16 protein-coding genes and 2 tRNA genes are annotated in these 16,997 nt (G+C 71.9%); 15 read left to right on the top strand and 3 right to left on the bottom strand.

Annotation, left to right across the window (positions count from 1 at the left end; genetic code table 11):
- Positions 1–105: 105 nt before the first annotated feature.
- The 4 genes from ACFY93_RS08650 (at position 106) to ACFY93_RS08635 (ending at position 3,805) form a co-directional block, all read left to right on the top strand.
- Positions 106–564 (top strand): hypothetical protein, encoded by a 459-nt coding sequence (locus tag ACFY93_RS08650; RefSeq protein WP_391355487.1) that lies wholly within the window; start codon positions 106–108, stop codon positions 562–564.
- Positions 565–639: 75 nt separating this feature from the next.
- Positions 640–1,926 carry a glutamate-5-semialdehyde dehydrogenase gene (locus tag ACFY93_RS08645; RefSeq protein ID WP_391354958.1) on the top strand — a complete coding sequence of 429 codons (1,287 nt, stop codon included), beginning with the start codon at positions 640–642 and terminating at the stop codon, positions 1,924–1,926.
- Positions 1,927–1,984: 58 nt separating this feature from the next.
- The gene (locus ACFY93_RS08640; RefSeq protein WP_391354956.1) at positions 1,985–2,614 is read left to right on the top strand and encodes a hypothetical protein; all 630 of its coding nucleotides are present in this window, start codon (positions 1,985–1,987) and stop codon (positions 2,612–2,614) included.
- Positions 2,615–2,737: 123 nt separating this feature from the next.
- Positions 2,738–3,805 carry a hypothetical protein gene (locus ACFY93_RS08635; protein WP_391354954.1) on the top strand — a complete coding sequence of 356 codons (1,068 nt, stop codon included), beginning with the start codon at positions 2,738–2,740 and terminating at the stop codon, positions 3,803–3,805.
- A 9-nt stretch (positions 3,806–3,814) separates the two neighbouring features.
- Here ACFY93_RS08635 and ACFY93_RS08630 read toward each other — a convergent pair whose 3' ends face one another.
- Positions 3,815–4,951: a M48 family metalloprotease gene (locus ACFY93_RS08630; protein ID WP_391354951.1), complete on the bottom strand. Its 1,137-nt coding sequence runs from the start codon at positions 4,949–4,951 to the stop codon at positions 3,815–3,817.
- A 95-nt stretch (positions 4,952–5,046) separates the two neighbouring features.
- On the opposite strand from ACFY93_RS08630, the gene ACFY93_RS08625 reads away from it, so the two are divergent.
- The 10 genes from ACFY93_RS08625 (at position 5,047) to ACFY93_RS08580 (ending at position 10,693) form a co-directional block, all read left to right on the top strand.
- A complete protein-coding gene (locus ACFY93_RS08625) occupies positions 5,047–5,208 on the top strand; it encodes a hypothetical protein (protein ID WP_391354949.1) in 162 nt (53 codons plus the stop codon).
- 256 nt (positions 5,209–5,464) lie between these two features.
- Positions 5,465–5,629, top strand: coding sequence for a hypothetical protein (locus ACFY93_RS08620; RefSeq protein WP_003990192.1), 165 nt, complete (start codon positions 5,465–5,467; stop codon positions 5,627–5,629).
- 79 nt (positions 5,630–5,708) lie between these two features.
- A complete protein-coding gene (gene nadD, locus ACFY93_RS08615) occupies positions 5,709–6,347 on the top strand; it encodes a nicotinate-nucleotide adenylyltransferase (RefSeq protein ID WP_391354946.1) in 639 nt (212 codons plus the stop codon).
- Positions 6,348–6,363: 16 nt separating this feature from the next.
- Entirely contained in the window at positions 6,364–8,118 is a 1,755-nt protein-coding gene (locus tag ACFY93_RS08610) for a LytR C-terminal domain-containing protein (protein WP_391354944.1), read from the top strand.
- Between the two features lie 122 nt (positions 8,119–8,240).
- Positions 8,241–8,687 (top strand): ribosome silencing factor, encoded by a 447-nt coding sequence (gene rsfS / locus ACFY93_RS08605; RefSeq protein ID WP_391354941.1) that lies wholly within the window; start codon positions 8,241–8,243, stop codon positions 8,685–8,687.
- On the top strand, positions 8,684–9,355 hold the full coding sequence (locus tag ACFY93_RS08600; RefSeq protein WP_391354938.1) for a histidine phosphatase family protein: 672 nt from the start codon (positions 8,684–8,686) through the stop codon (positions 9,353–9,355). The genes rsfS and ACFY93_RS08600 overlap by 4 nt, the downstream gene beginning before the upstream one ends.
- Before the next feature lie 229 nt (positions 9,356–9,584).
- A tRNA-Ala gene (locus ACFY93_RS08595) sits at positions 9,585–9,657 on the top strand.
- Between the two features lie 349 nt (positions 9,658–10,006).
- Entirely contained in the window at positions 10,007–10,180 is a 174-nt protein-coding gene (locus tag ACFY93_RS08590) for a hypothetical protein (protein WP_391354936.1), read from the top strand.
- Between the two features lie 3 nt (positions 10,181–10,183).
- The gene (locus tag ACFY93_RS08585; protein WP_121403099.1) at positions 10,184–10,417 is read left to right on the top strand and encodes a hypothetical protein; all 234 of its coding nucleotides are present in this window, start codon (positions 10,184–10,186) and stop codon (positions 10,415–10,417) included.
- Between the two features lie 203 nt (positions 10,418–10,620).
- Positions 10,621–10,693 (top strand) — tRNA-Ala (locus ACFY93_RS08580).
- 49 nt (positions 10,694–10,742) lie between these two features.
- On the opposite strand, the gene ACFY93_RS08575 is transcribed toward ACFY93_RS08580, so the two are convergent.
- Together ACFY93_RS08575 and ACFY93_RS08570 are read right to left on the bottom strand one after the other, a co-directional pair.
- The gene (locus ACFY93_RS08575; RefSeq protein ID WP_391354934.1) at positions 10,743–12,362 is read right to left on the bottom strand and encodes an NADH-ubiquinone oxidoreductase-F iron-sulfur binding region domain-containing protein; all 1,620 of its coding nucleotides are present in this window, start codon (positions 12,360–12,362) and stop codon (positions 10,743–10,745) included.
- Positions 12,362–13,678: a cytochrome b/b6 domain-containing protein gene (locus tag ACFY93_RS08570; protein ID WP_391354932.1), complete on the bottom strand. Its 1,317-nt coding sequence runs from the start codon at positions 13,676–13,678 to the stop codon at positions 12,362–12,364. Before ACFY93_RS08570 ends, ACFY93_RS08575 begins: the two co-directional genes overlap by 1 nt.
- A gap of 407 nt (positions 13,679–14,085) precedes the next feature.
- On the opposite strand from ACFY93_RS08570, the gene leuS reads away from it, so the two are divergent.
- Positions 14,086–16,992 (top strand): leucine--tRNA ligase, encoded by a 2,907-nt coding sequence (leuS, locus tag ACFY93_RS08565; RefSeq protein ID WP_391354929.1) that lies wholly within the window; start codon positions 14,086–14,088, stop codon positions 16,990–16,992.
- Positions 16,993–16,997 lie beyond the last annotated feature (5 nt).

Raw genomic sequence — 16,997 nt, 5'->3', positions numbered from 1 at the left:
GCGGTGGACGTTCCGTAAAACCGCCACGCGGCGGCGCCCCACCTGCTCAACTTTGTCAGGGAGTTCGAGCGCGACCGTTGCGAGAAGGAGGCCGTCGTGAGACGAGTGCGCCCTGGGGCGGCCGTGTCCCGCGGTGGTGGCACCTCCCGCCCGCTCGGCGAGGAGCGCGCCCTCACCAGCGTCGCCGCCGGTGACAGCTACGGCGGAGGGGAGCCCGCCGAACAGCCCCGCCTCTGGCACGTCACGCTGAGCGTCTCGGGCGGCGAGGCCCCGCTGCAGGAGGTCAGGCGCGGCCTGGAGCAGCTCGCCCACGACCACCCCTTCCTGCTCACCAGCCGCTACGCGGGCGACCACGCGGAGATCCGCTACTGGGAGGAGGCCCGCGACCTGCACGACGCGGCGGCGGTCGCGCTGCGGCTGTGGGGCGAGCACCGCCGGACGGCCGGGCTGCCGCCCTGGGAGATCGTCGGCCTGGAGGTCGTCGACCGCGAGACCTACCACCAGCGGGTCGCCGAGGGCTACGGCCCCCTGCCCGCCACCCCCGTCGGCGTCCACCCCTTTTGAGAGCTTCATGACGGTTCGGTCTCGGGGTGTGGGACACCTTCCGAACGGGCCCGTCCGGACCATTACGCTGCGGGCATGACCACGCTCTCGCCGTACGACTCGATGTCCCCGGTCACCCGGGCCGCCTACCGCGCCAAGGCCGCCGCCGCCGACCTCGCGCCGCTGCCGCGCGCCGAGAAGGACGACGCGCTGCTCGCGATCGCGGACGCGCTGGAGGTCCGTACGAGCGAGATCGTCGCCGCCAACGCCAAGGACATCGCCAAGGCGCGCGAGGCGGGCACCAGCGAGACCGTCGTCGACCGACTCACCCTCACCCCCGAGCGCGTGCGCGCCATCGCCTCCGACGTGCGGGACGTCGTGGCCCTGCCCGACCCGGTCGGCGAGGTCGTCCGCGGCTCGACCCTGCCCAACGGCATCGACCTGCGCCAGGTCCGGGTGCCGCTCGGTGTCGTCGGCATCATCTACGAGGCCCGGCCGAACGTGACCGTCGACGCCGCCGCCCTCTGCCTGAAGTCCGGCAACGCGGTCCTGCTGCGCGGCTCCTCCTCGGCCTACGAGTCCAACACCGCCCTCGTCCGCGTGCTGCGCGACGCCGTGGGCGGCGCCGGGCTCCCCGCCGACGCCGTGCAGCTCGTCCCCGGCGAGAGCCGCGACTCCGTCCGCGAGCTGATGCGCGCCCGCGGTCTGGTCGACGTGCTCATCCCGCGCGGCGGCGCCTCCCTGATCCGCACCGTCGTCGAGGAGTCCACCGTCCCGGTCATCGAGACCGGCACCGGCAACTGCCACGTCTACGTCGACGCCGAGGCCGACCTCGACATGGCCGTCGACATCCTGATCAACTCCAAGGCGCAGCGCCCCAGCGTGTGCAACGCCGCGGAGACCCTGCTCGTGCACCAGGACATCGCCGCCGAGTTCCTGCCGCGTGCCCTGGACGCCCTCGCGGACGCCGGGGTCACCGTGCACGCCGACGAGCGCGTCCTCGCGTACGCCAAGGACTCCCGCGCCACCGTCGTGGAGGCCACCCCGGACGACTGGGAGACCGAGTACCTCTCCTACGACATCGCCGCGGCGGTCGTCGACTCGCTGGAGCGGGCCGTCGAGCACATCCGGCTGTGGACGTCCGGGCACACCGAGGCCATCGTCACCACCTCGCAGCAGGCCGCCCGCCGGTTCACCCGGTTGGTGGACTCCACCACGGTCGCCGTCAACGCCTCCACGCGGTTCACCGACGGCGGCCAGTTCGGCTTCGGCGCGGAGATCGGCATCTCCACCCAGAAGCTGCACGCCCGCGGCCCCATGGGCCTGCCCGAGCTGACGAGCACCAAGTACATCGTCACCGGGGACGGCCACACCCGGCGCTGAGACCCGGCGGGGCGGGCGCCCGTACGGGCCGGGAGAATTTCCGTACCGTCTGCCCAAATTGACCCCCCAGGTCTACTCTGGACACGTGCCGGAGGACGTGGGGGGCACGCCGTTCGCCGACGGCAGGGAGCCCGACGACGACCGCGACCGCGGTGGCTGGGACGAGGAGTTCGCCACCGTGGTCTTCGACGAGGACTTCGTCCGGGCGGCCGAGGTCCACGAGCCGACCGCCGTGGAGCGCCTCCTGGCCGCCGCCGAGGCCCGTGCGGAGGCCACCGAGGCCGAGGCGCGCCGGGCCCGCCTGAGGGGCGCGCGCGGCGACGACGACCGCTACGACGACGGTTTCGGGCCCGACGGCCACGGCGGCTTCGGCTACGACCCGGACTTCGACGACCTGGACGACCCCGACTTCGCGGACGGGCGCCACGGGGCGCCGGGGGCGTACGGCAAGGTCGCCCGCTGGCACCGCCCCGTCGCCTGGATGCTGGCCCTCGTGATGGGCGTCGGCATGGTCGCTCTGGCCTTCAGCGCCGTCTACCGGGGCGCCTCCTCGGGCGGCCAGGACCCCGTCCCGTCGCCCGCCTCCACCGGCATGGAACAGGGCAGGGACGCACCCACCGGCCCCGTCCCCTCCGGCCCGGCCGGGTACTCCCGGCCCGCCGTCCCGGCGGCTCCGCACGCCCCCTGAGCCGGGGCCGTACGCCCGCCCGGACCGCGGCCCGGACACCGTTCGGATCCCGGCCGGACCCGCGCCACAACTTGACGCGTACCAGGGCGTTTACGGGCGCCCGCGCAGACCTACTCTCAGAGTATGGGCGGGCCAGGAAACCCACCTGAGGGGACGCCCGAGGGCGCTCCCGGTGGTGGAGAGGACGAGTACCGATCCGTCGTCTTCGACGAGTCGTTCGTCCGCGCTGCCCGCCTCCAGGAGTTCTCCGCGCAGGAGCGTGTCGGCGACCACACCCCGGCGGTGCGCCGCCGCCCCGGCCTGCGCCGCGGTCTGTCCCGGCAGGCGCTGATGCTCGTCCTGCTGATCGCCCTCGCCTTCGGCACCGCGATCTACATGGGCGTGCGCCATCCGTACCAGGGCGCCTCCGCACGGCCGCCGGAGCCGCTGCGGATGACCGTGATCCCGCTCTCCCCGCAGGCCGCGGTGCCCGGCTCCGCGAACGCCGAGAACCTGTACGCGCACAGTCCGGCCGCGCAGTTCCGTGTGGGGGCCGAGGGCATCACCCTGCCCTCCTCCCGGCGCACCGCGCACTTCTCGCAGAACCAGGTCGTCACCGCCCTGACCACCGCCAAGGACTACCTCGTCGAGTCCGCGCTCGACCCGGACGTGCTCACCGGCGGCGCCACCAGGCCCGCCCGGACACTGCTGGACCCGCGGCAGCTCGACCAGTTCGACCAGAGCTTCGACAGCCCGGCGGGGGACGGGCGGCACGCGCCGACCGGCTGGGTGATCCGCTTCGACGCGTCCCGCGCCGAGCTGGCCGACAGCCGGATCCGTGTCCAGGGCACCCTGCGGGCCGCCGAGTCCGACGCGAACACGCTGGAGGTCGTCTCCGACCACACCTTCGTCTACGCGCTGCGGCCGACCGGCTCGGACGAGAACGCCAAGGCGTCGCTGTTCACCGTCCGGCGCGAGCTGCACTTCCGCTTCGAGCGCGACGACCTGCGCATGCACCAGACGGAGCTGGCCGTCTCCTACGTCCAGGCCGGTCCGCTCGCCTGCGCCGAGGACTCGGTCAGCCTGCTGCGCCCGCTGCTGGCCGGCCAGACCGCGAAGGCGGGCGGCCCGGCCGGCACCAACCCGTACGCCACCGAGGGCGCCACGGCCCTCTGCGGCACCCTCGCGGCCGGCGCACAGCCGAAGCTCTGACCGCCGGGCCTACTCGGCGGGCGGGCCGTCACCCGCGTCCCGCGGCGGCGCCTCCGTGGGCGCCCCGGACGCCCCGGACTCCCCCGAGGAGTCCGGGGCACTCCCGTTCGCGAACCCGCCGAACCCGCGCCGCACCCGGCCGCCGAGGTCCCCCGCGCCTCCCGCGAGGTCGCTCACCAGCTTCATCAGCGGGTCCTTCGACCCCTTCACATCGCTGGCGTAGCTCGCCGCCGACTGCCGGAAGGAGTCCGCGACGGACGTGTCCTTGTCCTCGCTGCGACGCGGGTAGTGCCCGTCCATGATCCGCTGGTAGTCACGGGACTCGGCCCACTTCTTCAGCTCGGCGGCCCGCACCGTGGTGAACGGATGGCTGCGCGGCAGCACGTTCAGGATCTTGAGCACGGAGTCCCGCAGGTCGCCCCCCGCCTCGTACTCCTCGGCCTGTTCGAGGAAGGCGTCCACGTTCATCTCGTGCAGGTGGTTGCCGCCGGCGATCTTCATCAGCCCGCGCATCGAGGCCCGCAGGTCCTGGCCGACCAGGAGGCCGGCGCGGTCCGCGGACAGCTCCGACTTGCGGAACCACTCGCGCAGCGCGGTCACGATCGCCATGACCGCGAGGTTCCCCAGGGGTATCCACGCCACCCGCAGGGCCAGGCCGGTGAGGAAGAGCAGCACCGTCCGGTAGACCGAGTGGCCGGACAGGGCGTGCCCCACCTCGTGGCCGATGACCGCCCGCATCTCCTCCTCGTCGAGCAGCTCCACGAGGCCGGTCGTCACCACGATGATCGGCTCGTCCAGGCCGATGCACATCGCGTTCGGCTGCGGGTCCTGGTTCACGTACATCGGCGGGACCTTCTCCAGGTCCAGGATGTAGCAGGCGTCCCGCAGCATGTCGTTCAGGTGCGCGAACTGGGCGTCCGAGACCCGCACCGAGTCGGACAGGAAGAGCAGCCGCAGGCTCCGCTCGGGGAGCAGCCCGCTGAGCGCCTTGAAGACGGTGTCGAAGCCGCTGAGCTTGCGCAGGGCCACCAGGGCCGAGCGGTCCGCCGGGTGTTCGTACGCGCGTGAGGAGATCCCCTCGAAACGCCTGCGCTGCCTGCTGGGCACCCGCTCGCGCCCGTTGTGACCGTGACTGTCGTCGGACATGTGTCCCCCATGCTCTCAGTGCCGTGCCCCCCGAAGCGGGCTCCAGCGTAGGCGGAGATACCGTGATGGGGCAGCACACCGTAAGGAGCCGTCCCATGGAGCACATTCCCGCAGCCCTCCGGCTGACCGAGGCCGCCGACGCCGCCGGCAAGCAGGGGCCGGGCAATCTGCTCCGTGTCGTGCTGGTCGTGATGGTGGTGGGTGCCGTCCTGCTCGCGTGGTTCCTGCTGCGCGGCTACAAGCGGGACGACGACTGACCGGGAGCCGGTTCCCTCGCGGGCCCCGCCCGCCCCTCCACCCGTCGCTCTTCCTCCGTCCCGCCTCCCGTCGGCGTCGCTTGACCCGCTCTCACCTCAAGTGACGTCCCGCGCCCCGCGGACGTTGCCTCGGGGCGGGTCCGGGGACCGGTGAAGTGGCCCAACGGCAGAGTCGGCGTGAGGCCGGAACGGGCCCACGCTTACGATGGGCCGAAGTCTTTATCCCGATCCCACACCCGGATAGGTACTGCCGACGATGAGCTTCCACAGCACCGCTGCCCAGTTGGTCACGCTTGCCGCCGAGGGCGAGGAGCACGGCGGCAACCACGAGAGCCTCAGCCCGTACCTGACCGGTGGCGGCGCTCTCTTCATCCTTCTCCTGCTGCTGTGGATCACCACCCGCTTCAACCGGGACCGCTGACCGCCCGGCGGGCCGGCCCGGCCGTCCGGACAGGCCCGTCGGCCGGAGCCCCCGGACCGGGCCGGTAGGGTCTTCACGCATGGGAGAGCAGGACATGCCTACCGGCCCGGCGAACGGTCCGTCGAACCCGGGCAAGCGCCGCCTCGGAGTCATGGGCGGAACGTTTGACCCGATCCACCACGGGCACCTCGTGGCCGCCAGCGAGGTCGCCGCGCAGTTCCACCTCGACGAGGTGGTGTTCGTGCCGACCGGGCAGCCCTGGCAGAAGAGCCACCGCAGTGTCTCGCCGGCCGAGGACCGCTACCTGATGACGGTGATCGCGACCGCCGAGAACCCGCAGTTCTCGGTCAGCCGCATCGACATCGACCGCGGCGGCCCGACCTATACCACGGACACGCTCCGCGACCTGCGCGCGCTCAACCCCGACACGGACCTGTTCTTCATCACGGGCGCCGACGCGCTCGGCCAGATCCTCACCTGGCGGTCCGCCGAGGAACTCTTCTCCCTCGCACACTTCATCGGGGTCACCCGGCCCGGCCACACCCTGACCGACCCCGGGCTGCCCGAAGGGGGCGTCTCGCTCGTCGAGGTCCCCGCGCTCGCCATCTCGTCCACGGACTGCCGCGCGAGGGTCGCCAAGGGCGACCCCGTCTGGTATCTGGTGCCGGACGGTGTGGTGCGCTACATCGACAAGCGCGAGCTGTACCGCGGCGAGTGAGCCGAGAGGGGCACCGGTGAACGACCGATACGACGGATACCCGGGCGGGGACCAGTACGAGCTCGTCGGCTACGACGAGTACGGGCAGCCCGTGTACCGGCAGGTCCCGCCGCAGCAGGCGCAGCACCAGGGCTACGACCCGTACGGGCAGCAGCAACAGCAGCAGCAGCCTCAACAGCAACAGCAACAGCCTCAACAGCAGCCGGGGTACGGCTACGACCCGTACGCGACCGGCCAACAGGCCCCCGTGCCCCCGTACGACGCCTACGGCACCGGGTACGACACCGGCGGGCAGCCTCCCGTGTCCCCGTACGGCGGCCCCCAGGACCCGTACGGCACCCGTGACGCCCAGGGGGCCCCCGGCGCGTACGGCGGCCCCGGCGCCCACGGCGGCGGGCAGCGGCGGCGGACCGCCGCCGCCGAGCAGACCGCGTACATCCCCCAGCAGGCCGGCCCCGCGGAGGACTCCGGACGGGATTCCGCGGACGACCGTGAGCACCGCACCGGGCAGTTCGCGTTCGTCGAGGAGGAGGAAGAGGACTCCGAGGACGTCATCGACTGGCTCGCGTTCACCGAGAACCGCACCGAGCGCCGCGAGGAGGCCCGGCGGCGGGCCCGCAGCCGGGTCGTCGCCCTGGTCGTGGTCCTCGCCCTGGTCGTCGTCGGCGGCGTGGGCTACCTCTGGTACGCGGGCAAGCTCCCCGGCACCTCCTCCGAGGACAAGGGCGGCACCACGACGGCCGCCGGCGCCCAGAAGCGCGACGTCATCGTCGTCCACCTGCACCACACCAAGAAGGGCGGCACCTCCACGGCGCTGCTCGTCGACAACTCCACCACGAAGCAGGGCACCACCGTGCTGCTGCCCAACTCCCTCGCCCTGACCGACGAGGACGGCTCGACGACCACCCTCGCCAAGTCGGTCGACGACGACGGCTCCTCCGGGACCCAGGACTCGATCGACACGGTGCTCGGGACCGACATCGAGGGCACCTGGCGGCTCGACACCCCGTACCTCGACAACCTCGTCGAACTCGTCGGCAACATCGACATCGACACCGACACCGACGTGCCCGACCCCGACGCGAAGAAGAAGGGCGAGCCGCCCCTCGTGAAGAAGGGCGAGAAGCAGACCCTCAGCGGCAGGATGGCCGTCGCCTACGCCACCTACCAGGGGCCGGGCGAGGAGCAGAACGCCCAGCTGGAGCGGTTCGGGCAGGTCATGCAGGGCGTGCTGCGCAAGCTGTCCTCCGACCCGCAGGCCGCGACGACCACCGTGCAGACGCTGGCGCAGATCCTGGACCCCTCGCTCACCGACAAGGACCTCGGCACCTTCCTCGCCGGACTGGCCGAGCACGCCAAGGGCGGCGACTACCGGACCGCGATGCTCCCCGTCCAGCAGGACGGCAGCCTGAGCGCACAGGCCACCGACAGCGTGATCAAGGACGTCCTCGGCGGTACCGCGAAGAGCCCCGAGAAGGGCGACGCCGTCCGCGTCGGCCTCAAGAACGCCACCGGGGACAAGGGCGCCACCGAGAAGTCCCGCGTCGCCCTGGTCAACGGCGGCTACACCTTCCTGGACTCCGGCACCGCCGCGGCCCGTTCCGCGTCCGCCGTCACGTACGCGGACGCCGCAAGGAAGGAGGACGCGGTGGAGGTCGCCAAGACCCTGGGTCTGCCCGCGAGCGCGGTGAGGAAAAGCAAGGCCGAGACCGGCGCCGACGTGACGGTCGTCCTCGGCCAGGACTACAAGGCGGGCGGCTCCGCCGGGTGAGCGGGGTGCGCCCGGCGGGCCCGGGCGCACCCGGTCGAAACCCGTGGGGCGCCGTCGGCGGTCCGTGAGACCCTTGAGGTACCCCGTGAGGGGTTCCCCGACCGCCGACGGAAAGCCTTGTAGTGACCGCCACTGACCGTTCCATCGAGCTCATCAACAGCGCCGCGCAGGCGGCCGCCGACAAGCTCGCGCACGACATCATCGCCTACGACGTCAGCGACGTACTGTCGATCACCGACGCCTTCCTGCTCGCCTCCGCGCCCAACGACCGCCAGGTCAAGTCGATCGTGGACGAGATCGAGGAGCGGCTGAACAAGGAGCTCGGCGCCAAGCCGGTGCGCCGCGAGGGCGACCGCGAGGCCCGCTGGGTCCTGCTCGACTACGTCGACATCGTCGTGCACGTCCAGCACAGCGAGGAGCGGGTCTTCTACGCCCTGGAGCGGCTGTGGAAGGACTGCCCCGAGCTCGACCTGCCCGCCGACGCGAAGGCCACGCGCGGCAAGGGCGCCGAGCACGCCCGGCTCCAGGACGCGGAGGACGCCGCCGAGCTCGGTGGTGGGCTCCGGTGAGTGCCGCCGCCGCGGGGGCCGGCCAGCGGCCGGTCCGCGGCCGCCGCGTCATCCTGTGGAGGCACGGGCAGACCGCCTGGAACCTGGAGCGGCGCTTCCAGGGCACCACGGACATCGAGCTCACCGAGACGGGCATCGGCCAGGCCCGTCGGGCCGCCCGTCTGCTCGCCTCGCTGAAGCCGGCCGCGATCGTCGCCTCCGACCTGCGGCGCGCCGCCGACACGGCCGCCGAGCTGGCCGCGCTCACCGGCCTCACGGTGGCGCACGACGAGGCCCTGCGGGAGACCTACGCGGGCGTCTGGCAGGGGCTGACGCACGAGGAGATCATCGCCCGGCACGGCGAGCAGTACGCGGCGTGGAAGCGCGGCGAGCCGGTCCGGCGCGGTGGCGGCGAACTGGAGACCGAGGTCGCCGACCGGGCCGCCCCCGTGGTGCTGCGGCACGCGGAGAAGCTCCCGGAGGACGGCACCCTCGTGGTGGTCAGCCACGGCGGCACGATCCGCACCACCATCGGACGCCTTCTCGGCCTGGAGGCGCACCACTGGGAGAGCCTCGGCGGCCTCTCCAACTGCTGCTGGTCGGTGCTGGGCGAGGGCGCCCGCGGCTGGCGGCTGCTCGAGCACAACGCCGGCACGCTGCCGGAGCCCGTGTTCGGCGACGACGACTGAGCGGGCCGCACCGGCCGGCGGACGGCCGCTTGAACCCGTACGGCGCGGACCTCACCGGCCCGCCCGACGCGGTCCGAGCCGGGCCCGCACGCCGGCGCCGGGACCCTGCCGTGCGGCCCGGAGGCTCGACGGGGCCGGATTTCACTTTCCGGCAGGTCGCAGGCTAAAGTTCTTCTTGTTCGCCCCGCCGAGCGGGGCGAAACACCATGCGGCTCGCCGCGTGGCGCAAGGGGCTATAGCTCAGTTGGTAGAGCGCCTGCATGGCATGCAGGAGGTCAGGAGTTCAATTCTCCTTAGCTCCACACGATGGACGTCCTGATCTCACGAGATGGACGCCTGAGTGCGCGAAGAGAGATCCCGCTCCCTGATGGGGGGCGGGATTTTTTGTGTGCCCGAAGGGCCGGTGACGACAAAACCGCCGGGCGTCGCACCTGCCCTGCGCACTCTTCTCCGGGTGGCTTGAGTCACTTGGGCCCTCGGGGGCGTATATCTCTGCGGACGCGCCGTTCGCGTGCGCATACGCGCCGGTCGCGACGGCCGTGGCGCGGGGGCGTGTCCGGACTGGTACGCAGGCGTCGCTGACCGTATTGCTCCGGCCGTGGCAGAATCAAACGGCCGGAAGGGGGCGCGGCCCGACGGGAGGGAGTAGCGATGCCTGCGAGCAGGCTCGAGGAGGTCGACCACCTCCTCGAAGCGGCGGTGACGCGTACGACCGCCAGGCTCCTCCACTGCCCTTCCTGCGGCTCGGCCCACTGCGCCCAAGTACTCGGTGACAACGGCGGGATCTCCTACGTGTGCACGGCCTGCGGCCACAGCTGGAGCTGAGCGATGGGTGCACACAGGCGGAAGTGCGATTGGTGCGGCAGCGGTACGCCGATCGTCCGCGACATGGAACCGCTCAACCACGACTACCAGTACTGGTGCGAGGAATGCGCGCGGGCGCTGATCATAAAGGGCGACCCGATCGAGACGTACCGCGAGCTGGAGGGCGAGCCGATCTACGGGCGGCTCCTGGACGAGCACTGCACCCTCAAGCGCTTCTACTCGTTCGCCACGGCCTGACGTCCCGCACGGCCTGACGTCCCACACGGTCCGATGCCTCTCGCGGCCCGGCGCCTCTCACGGCCCGATGTCCGGATCGTCCGTATTGCCGGTGCGGGCGGGAATCGATTTGGTGGTGCACCCACCCGACCGTGTAATGTTGGCGTCGCCGCCGGGGAAACCGGGCGGCACGGCCACAGTGCGAATCCACCGCACGGCTACGAGGGGCTATAGCTCAGTTGGTAGAGCGCCTGCATGGCATGCAGGAGGTCAGGAGTTCAATTCTCCTTAGCTCCACAGGGACTGAAGGCGGGTCACCCACCAGGGTGGCCCGCCTTCCTCGTGTTCAGCGTCCGCTGCCCAGGGCCCGGCGGCCCCGGCCCGGCGAGAGCACCGGCAGGTTGCCGCGTGCCGGGGCGGCGGACCGCGTGTCCTCCTCGATCCGCAGCGCCAGCGCCGGGCACCGGCGCACGGCCCGCAGGGCCTTCGCCTCCGCGTACCGGGGCACCGCCGCCTGTGCGACGGTCGGGAAGCCGTCCGCGCCCAGCTCGAAGACCTCCGGCAGGATGTCGGCGCACAGTCCGTGGCCCCGGCACAGGGTCCAGTCGACGTAGATCTTCTGGCGGCTGGGCCCGTTCTCCTGCTGCCCCTGGCCGCCGGGGATGCCCGTGGGGGTCCCGCCGCCCTCGAAGAGCGGCAGAACGCCCTCCACGGGCCGTCCGCAGCCGTTGCCGAGGACGTGCGCGGCCAGGTCGTCCGTGAACGCCTTGAGCGTCGACTCGATGAACATCGCCGAGCCGTCCGGGTGCGAGCAGGCCCCGCGCCTCTTCACGGCCTTGGCGACCTGCTTGACCGCCTCGAGGGCGGCCGGTCCGCCGCCGTTCAGGATGTCCTCCAGGCCGCGCGCCGCCGCGGGCAGACCGAGGTAGCAGGGGCCGCACTGGCCGGCGCTCTCCTCGGCCAGCCACTGCGCCACCCGCAGCGACTCGCCGAGCGGGCACGTCTCCTGCGTGATGGGCAGGATGGCGCCCGCGCCGAGCGAACCGCCCACCGCGTCGAGGGAGTTGCGCGAGACGACCGCCTCGTCGACCGTCGCGGCGTCCAGCCACTTGCCGTGGTAGCCGCCGGTCAGCACGCCCTGGGGCACCGGCGGGGCGCCGGCGAGCTGGAGGACGTACCGCAGCGGCACACCGGTGGGGACCTCGATCACCATGGGGCGGGCGACCGCTCCGGAGACCGTGAGCATGACGGTGCCCGGCTCGTCGTACAGGCCGGTGTTGCGGTAGCGCTCGGGGCCGATGCGGGCGGCGATGGCCAGCTGCGCGAACGTCTCGGCGTTGGACAGCAGCGTGGGGGCGCCGCCGACGCCGCTCTGCGACGCGCTGATCTTGCGGCCCGGCGGGATGGCCGGGCCGCCGTCGATGGAACGGATCAGGGACGCGGCCGCCCCGGTCACCATGCGCACCGGGTTGCGCTGCACGCGCGCGCGGAGGGCCGATCCGCGCCGGTTGTTCAGGCCGCGCTCGGCCAGGGCCGCCTCCATGGACGCCTGGGTGGAGGCGCGGGTGACCCCGATGACGAGGGTGCGGGCTCCCATGGCCTCCGCCGCCAGCAGGGCCCCGTCCAGGATGAGATGAGGAGCACGGTTGATGAGCACCGTGTCCTTGCGGCAGGCGGGTTCGTCCTCACTGCCGTTGACCACGACCACGGGCCGGATGCCCTTGCTGATGGCCGACTCGGCCACCGAGCGGAGTTTCCTGGCGAAGGGGAAACCCGCGCCGCCGCGGCCCTTCAGGGATATCGCCTCGGCCAGAGCCGCGAGTCGCTCGCCGCCCATCGGCTCGAGCGGCCCGTGCACCTTGAGGTGCATGGGCAGATCGAGCCGGTCGACCAGGTCGAAACCCGACGTGAGTTGCGGCAGCCCGACGACGCGGACCTCCGGGACGTCGGGCAAAGCCTCGTTCACTAATAGCCTCCGGAAGGGGCGTTCCATGGTTCACCGGGGCCAGGAGCGTCGAAGGCGCCCGGCAGTACGTCAGTCGTGGGACCGCTGTCGTACGTGTCGTAGGTGTTGTACGTGCCATGGAGCCCGTTCGACTCACCGGTGTCGTACACATCACTCGCGCCGTACCCGCCGGCTGCCGGATTGTCGTAGGTGGGGAGGGAATATCCCGTGTCGGTCAGGGGGTCGTACGCGGAACGGGGGGCCTCGCCGACCGGCGGCGGCGAGGGGATGGGCCAGTTGCCGGAGGTGCTGCCGCCGCCGTCGACGCGCGGGAACACCTCCGTGGGCTGCGCGTCCGGGGGCGTCTGGAGGCGCCCGGCCGGAGCGTCGCCCCCGGCGGCACCGGCCGGGTTGCCCGACACGGCCCGGTAGGCGGCGGCGAATCCGGTCGGCCCGCCGTCCGCGCCGGCCGCCCGGCCCGCCGACGTCTCGTAGAGGGACCGCTCCGGCGACTGCGCGCGCTGCGAGGGCACGAACGTGTCCTCGGCGGCGGACCGCCGGGCCTGGCGTCCGGCGTAGCCGGGCAGCGGACCGTCCGCCGCGCCGCCACGCGACGCCTCCCGCTCCTCACGGGACGGCCGGCTCGCGCCCTGCTCCCCGACGGCGGCCAGGAAGCGTGCGGCGACCTCGCGCTTGAAGGGTGCCGGGGCCGAGCGCAGCGCCAGCGCGCCCAGCACGGCGAACAGGCAGAGGCTGTACGACACCGTGACGTACGGCTTCGCCGCTCGACCCGCGTAGAGCCCGTGGACCAGCGCCGCACACCAGGCCGGATAGGCCAGCATGTGCACCGCGCGCCAGCGTGCGGCCACCGGCGCGGGGGACGCGAAGGCGCTGCGCAGCGCGCCGGTGACGGCCGTGAAGATCATGAGCAGGGCGGCCAGGGAACCGAGCCCGATGAGCCCGGCGGAGCCGGTGACGCCGAGGCCGAAGGGGATCAGCGCGCCGATCGGGGAGGTGTGCTCCAGCGCCAGTTTGACGGTGATGTGCAGCAGCAGGAACGCGACCGAGGAGACCGCGGTCGTGCGGTGCACCGCCTGCGCCACCAGCCGCTGGCGGGTGCTGAGGAAGAGCCGGTCGCTCGCCACCAGCCCCCAGACGACGGAGGAGGTGAGGGCCACCAGGGCGAGCACACCGGCGCCGAAGTTCAGAAACTCGCGGAAATCGTCACCTCCGACCAGGACGATCACCGGTATCAGCAGCAGAGCGGCAGCCGTCGCCGCCCCGTAGGCCGACCGGCCCGGTGCGGGGAGCGAGGTGTTGCTTCGACGAGGTTTCATGGGGCGACTCCGAGCGGTTCGGTAAAGCGGTCCCGCTGCCGCACTCTAGGTCGAAGCCGTACCGGGGAGTACGAGGTTTAGGTTATTGCGTTGTTATCAAACGACAATGAGGCCGTTGCGGTGTCCCTTAGGGGTCGTTACGCGAAGTAACCCGCCGGCCTCCCGTGAGTCGCCGCCTTTCCGCCCGCCGTCCGTTCGGCGGTCCTGGGAAAGCCCGTCGCGACGCGCGTGACCCCTGCGGTACCCTGACGCCATGCGTGCCGTACGCCTTCTGCTTAGCGAGCCGCGCTGATCAGCACCGACCGCTGAACAACCGTGGTCGGAATCGGCGCGGCGTCCCCTCCTGTGCGAGGGGCTTTTTCATTTCCGGGCCGCTGGCAGAGACGATCGATGGAGCTTTGAGGATCATGAGCGAGACGAACTCCCCCGCCGCGGACAGCGCGGGTGGTGCCACCTCCGCCTCCGAGGCGGTCGCGCCGCACCGCTACACGGCCACCACGGCCGCCGGGATCGAGGCACGCTGGCAGGACTTCTGGGACGCTGAGGGGACGTACGAGGCGCCCAACCCGACGGGTGACCTGGCCGGCGACCCCGCCGTGGCCGCCAGGCCCAAGAAGTTCATCATGGACATGTTCCCGTACCCCTCCGGTGCGGGCCTGCACGTCGGACACCCGCTGGGCTACATCGCCACCGATGTGTACGCCCGGTTCCAGCGGATGACCGGTCACAACGTCCTGCACACCCTGGGCTTCGACGCCTTCGGCCTGCCCGCCGAGCAGTACGCGGTGCAGACCGGCACGCACCCGCGCGTGTCGACCGAGGCCAACATGGAGAACATGAAGTCCCAGCTGCGCCGGCTGGGCCTGGGCCACGACAGGCGCCGGTCGTTCGCCACGATCGACCCCGAGTACTACAAGTGGACCCAGTGGATCTTCCTGCAGATCTTCAACTCCTGGTACGACGACGAGGCGGGCAAGGCCCGTCCGATCGCCGAGCTGGTCGCCCAGTTCGACAGCGGTGAGCGCGCCGTACCGGGCTCCACGCGCGCGTGGCACGAGCTGACCGCCGCCGAACGCGCCGACGTGCTGAGCGGCTTCCGGCTGGCCTACGCCTCCGACGCGCCGGTCAACTGGTGCCCCGGTCTCGGCACCGTCCTGGCCAACGAGGAGGTCACCGCCGACGGCCGCTCCGAGCGCGGCAACTTCCCCGTCTTCAAGTCCAAGCTGCGCCAGTGGAACATGCGCATCACGGCCTACGCCGACCGGCTGCTGGACGACCTGGACGAGCTGGACTGGCCCGAGGCCATCAAGCTGCAGCAGCGCAACTGGATCGGGCGCTCCGAAGGCGCCCGCGTCGACTTCCCCGTCGGCGAGGAGCGCATCACCGTCTTCACCACCCGCCCCGACACCCTGTTCGGCGCCACCTACATGGTGCTGGCGCCCGAGCACCCGCTGGTCGACACGTTCGTCCCGGACGCCTGGCCCGACGACGCCCACGACGTGTGGACCGGTGGTCACGCCACCCCCGCCGAGGCCGTCGCCGCCTACCGCGCGCAGGCCGCCTCGAAGTCCGACGTCGAGCGGCAGGCCGAGGCCAAGGACAAGACGGGCGTCTTCACCGGCGCGTACGCGACGAACCCCGTCAGCGGCGAGCGTGTCCCCGTCTTCATCGCCGACTACGTGCTGATGGGCTACGGAACCGGCGCGATCATGGCCGTCCCGGCCCACGACACCCGTGACTTCGCCTTCGCCCGCGCCTTCGAACTGCCCGTGCGCTGCGTGGTCGGGCCCACCGACGGCCGCGGCACCGACACCTCCGCCTGGGACGACGCCTTCGCCTCCTACGACGCGACGATCGTCAACTCCGCGAACGACGAGATCACCCTGGACGGGCTGGGCGTCGTCGACGCCAAGGCCCGCATCACCGAGTGGCTGGCCCGCCGGGGCATCGGCGAGGGCACCGTCAACTTCCGGCTGCGCGACTGGCTGTTCAGCCGGCAGCGCTACTGGGGCGAGCCGTTCCCGATCGTCTACGACGAGGACGGCGTCGCCCACCCGCTGCCCGAGTCGATGCTGCCCCTGGAACTGCCCGAGGTCGAGGACTACTCACCGCGTACCTTCGACCCGGACGACGCCGACACGTCCCCCGAGACCCCGCTGTCCCGCAACGACGACTGGGTCCACGTCACGCTGGACCTGGGCGACGGCCGGGGTCCGCGCAGGTACCGCCGCGAGACCAACACCATGCCCAACTGGGCCGGTTCCTGCTGGTACGAGCTGCGCTACCTGGACCCGCACAACGACGAGAAGCTGGTCGACCCGGCCGTCGAGCAGTACTGGATGGGCCCGCGCGAGGGGCAGCCGCACGGCGGCGTCGACCTGTACGTCGGCGGCGCCGAACACGCCGTACTGCACCTGCTGTACGCCCGCTTCTGGTCGAAGGTCCTGTTCGACCTGGGGCACATCTCGTCGGCCGAGCCGTTCCACAAGCTGTTCAACCAGGGCATGATCCAGGCCTACGTGTACCGCGACAGCCGGGGCATCGCCGTCCCCGCCGCCGAGGTGGAGGAGCGCGACGGCGCGTACTACCAACAGGAGGAGAAGGTCTCCCGGCTGCTGGGCAAGATGGGCAAGTCCCTGAAGAACGCGGTCACCCCGGACGAGATCTGCGCCGAGTACGGGGCGGACACGCTGCGTCTGTACGAGATGGCGATGGGCCCCCTGGACGTCTCCCGGCCGTGGGACACGCGCGCGGTGGTCGGCCAGTTCCGGCTGCTGCAGCGGCTGTGGCGCAACGTCGTCGACGAGGACTCCGGTGACGTCACCGTCGTCGACACCGAGGCCGACGAGGGCACGCTGCGCGCCCTGCACAAGGCCGTCGACGGCGTCCGCCAGGACCTGGAGGGCCTGCGGTTCAACACCGCCATCGCCAAGGTCACCGAGCTGAACAACCACCTGACCAAGGCGTCCGGTCCGGTCCCGCGCCCGGTCGCCGAAGCGCTGGTGCTGATGGTCGCTCCGCTGGCCCCGCACATCGCCGAGGAGCTGTGGCGCAAGCTGGGCCACACCGACTCCGTCGTCCACCGGGACTTCCCGGTCGCCGACCCGGCCTACGTCGTCGACGAGAGCGTCATCTGCGTCGTCCAGATCAAGGGCAAGGTCAAGGCCCGCCTGGAGGTCTCCCCGTCGATCTCCGACGAGGAGCTGGAGAAGACGGCCCTGGCCGACGACAGGGTAGTCGCCGCGCTGGGCGGCGCCGGCATCCGCAAGGTGATCGTGCGGGCGCCGAAGCTGGTGAACATCGTCCCCGCGTAGCGCTG

Origin of the sequence: Streptomyces sp. NPDC008313, assembly GCF_042956125.1 — a bacterium.
Lineage (GTDB): Bacteria > Actinomycetota > Actinomycetes > Streptomycetales > Streptomycetaceae > Streptomyces.
Note: the sequence above shows the minus strand (reverse complement) of the source record. Positions and strands in the feature narration are given on the sequence as shown.

Coding starts and splice junctions, on each gene's coding strand:
- nadD (WP_391354946.1), top strand. CDS start 5,709: ATGGGAGAGCAGGACATGCCTACCGGCCCGGCGAACGGTCCGTCGAAC.
- ACFY93_RS08635 (WP_391354954.1), top strand. CDS start 2,738: ATGGGCGGGCCAGGAAACCCACCTGAGGGGACGCCCGAGGGCGCTCCC.
- ACFY93_RS08585 (WP_121403099.1), top strand. CDS start 10,184: ATGGGTGCACACAGGCGGAAGTGCGATTGGTGCGGCAGCGGTACGCCG.
- ACFY93_RS08625 (WP_391354949.1), top strand. CDS start 5,047: ATGGAGCACATTCCCGCAGCCCTCCGGCTGACCGAGGCCGCCGACGCC.
- ACFY93_RS08645 (WP_391354958.1), top strand. CDS start 640: ATGACCACGCTCTCGCCGTACGACTCGATGTCCCCGGTCACCCGGGCC.
- leuS (WP_391354929.1), top strand. CDS start 14,086: ATGAGCGAGACGAACTCCCCCGCCGCGGACAGCGCGGGTGGTGCCACC.
- ACFY93_RS08570 (WP_391354932.1), bottom strand. CDS start 13,678: ATGAAACCTCGTCGAAGCAACACCTCGCTCCCCGCACCGGGCCGGTCG.
- ACFY93_RS08620 (WP_003990192.1), top strand. CDS start 5,465: ATGAGCTTCCACAGCACCGCTGCCCAGTTGGTCACGCTTGCCGCCGAG.
- ACFY93_RS08630 (WP_391354951.1), bottom strand. CDS start 4,951: ATGTCCGACGACAGTCACGGTCACAACGGGCGCGAGCGGGTGCCCAGC.
- ACFY93_RS08590 (WP_391354936.1), top strand. CDS start 10,007: ATGCCTGCGAGCAGGCTCGAGGAGGTCGACCACCTCCTCGAAGCGGCG.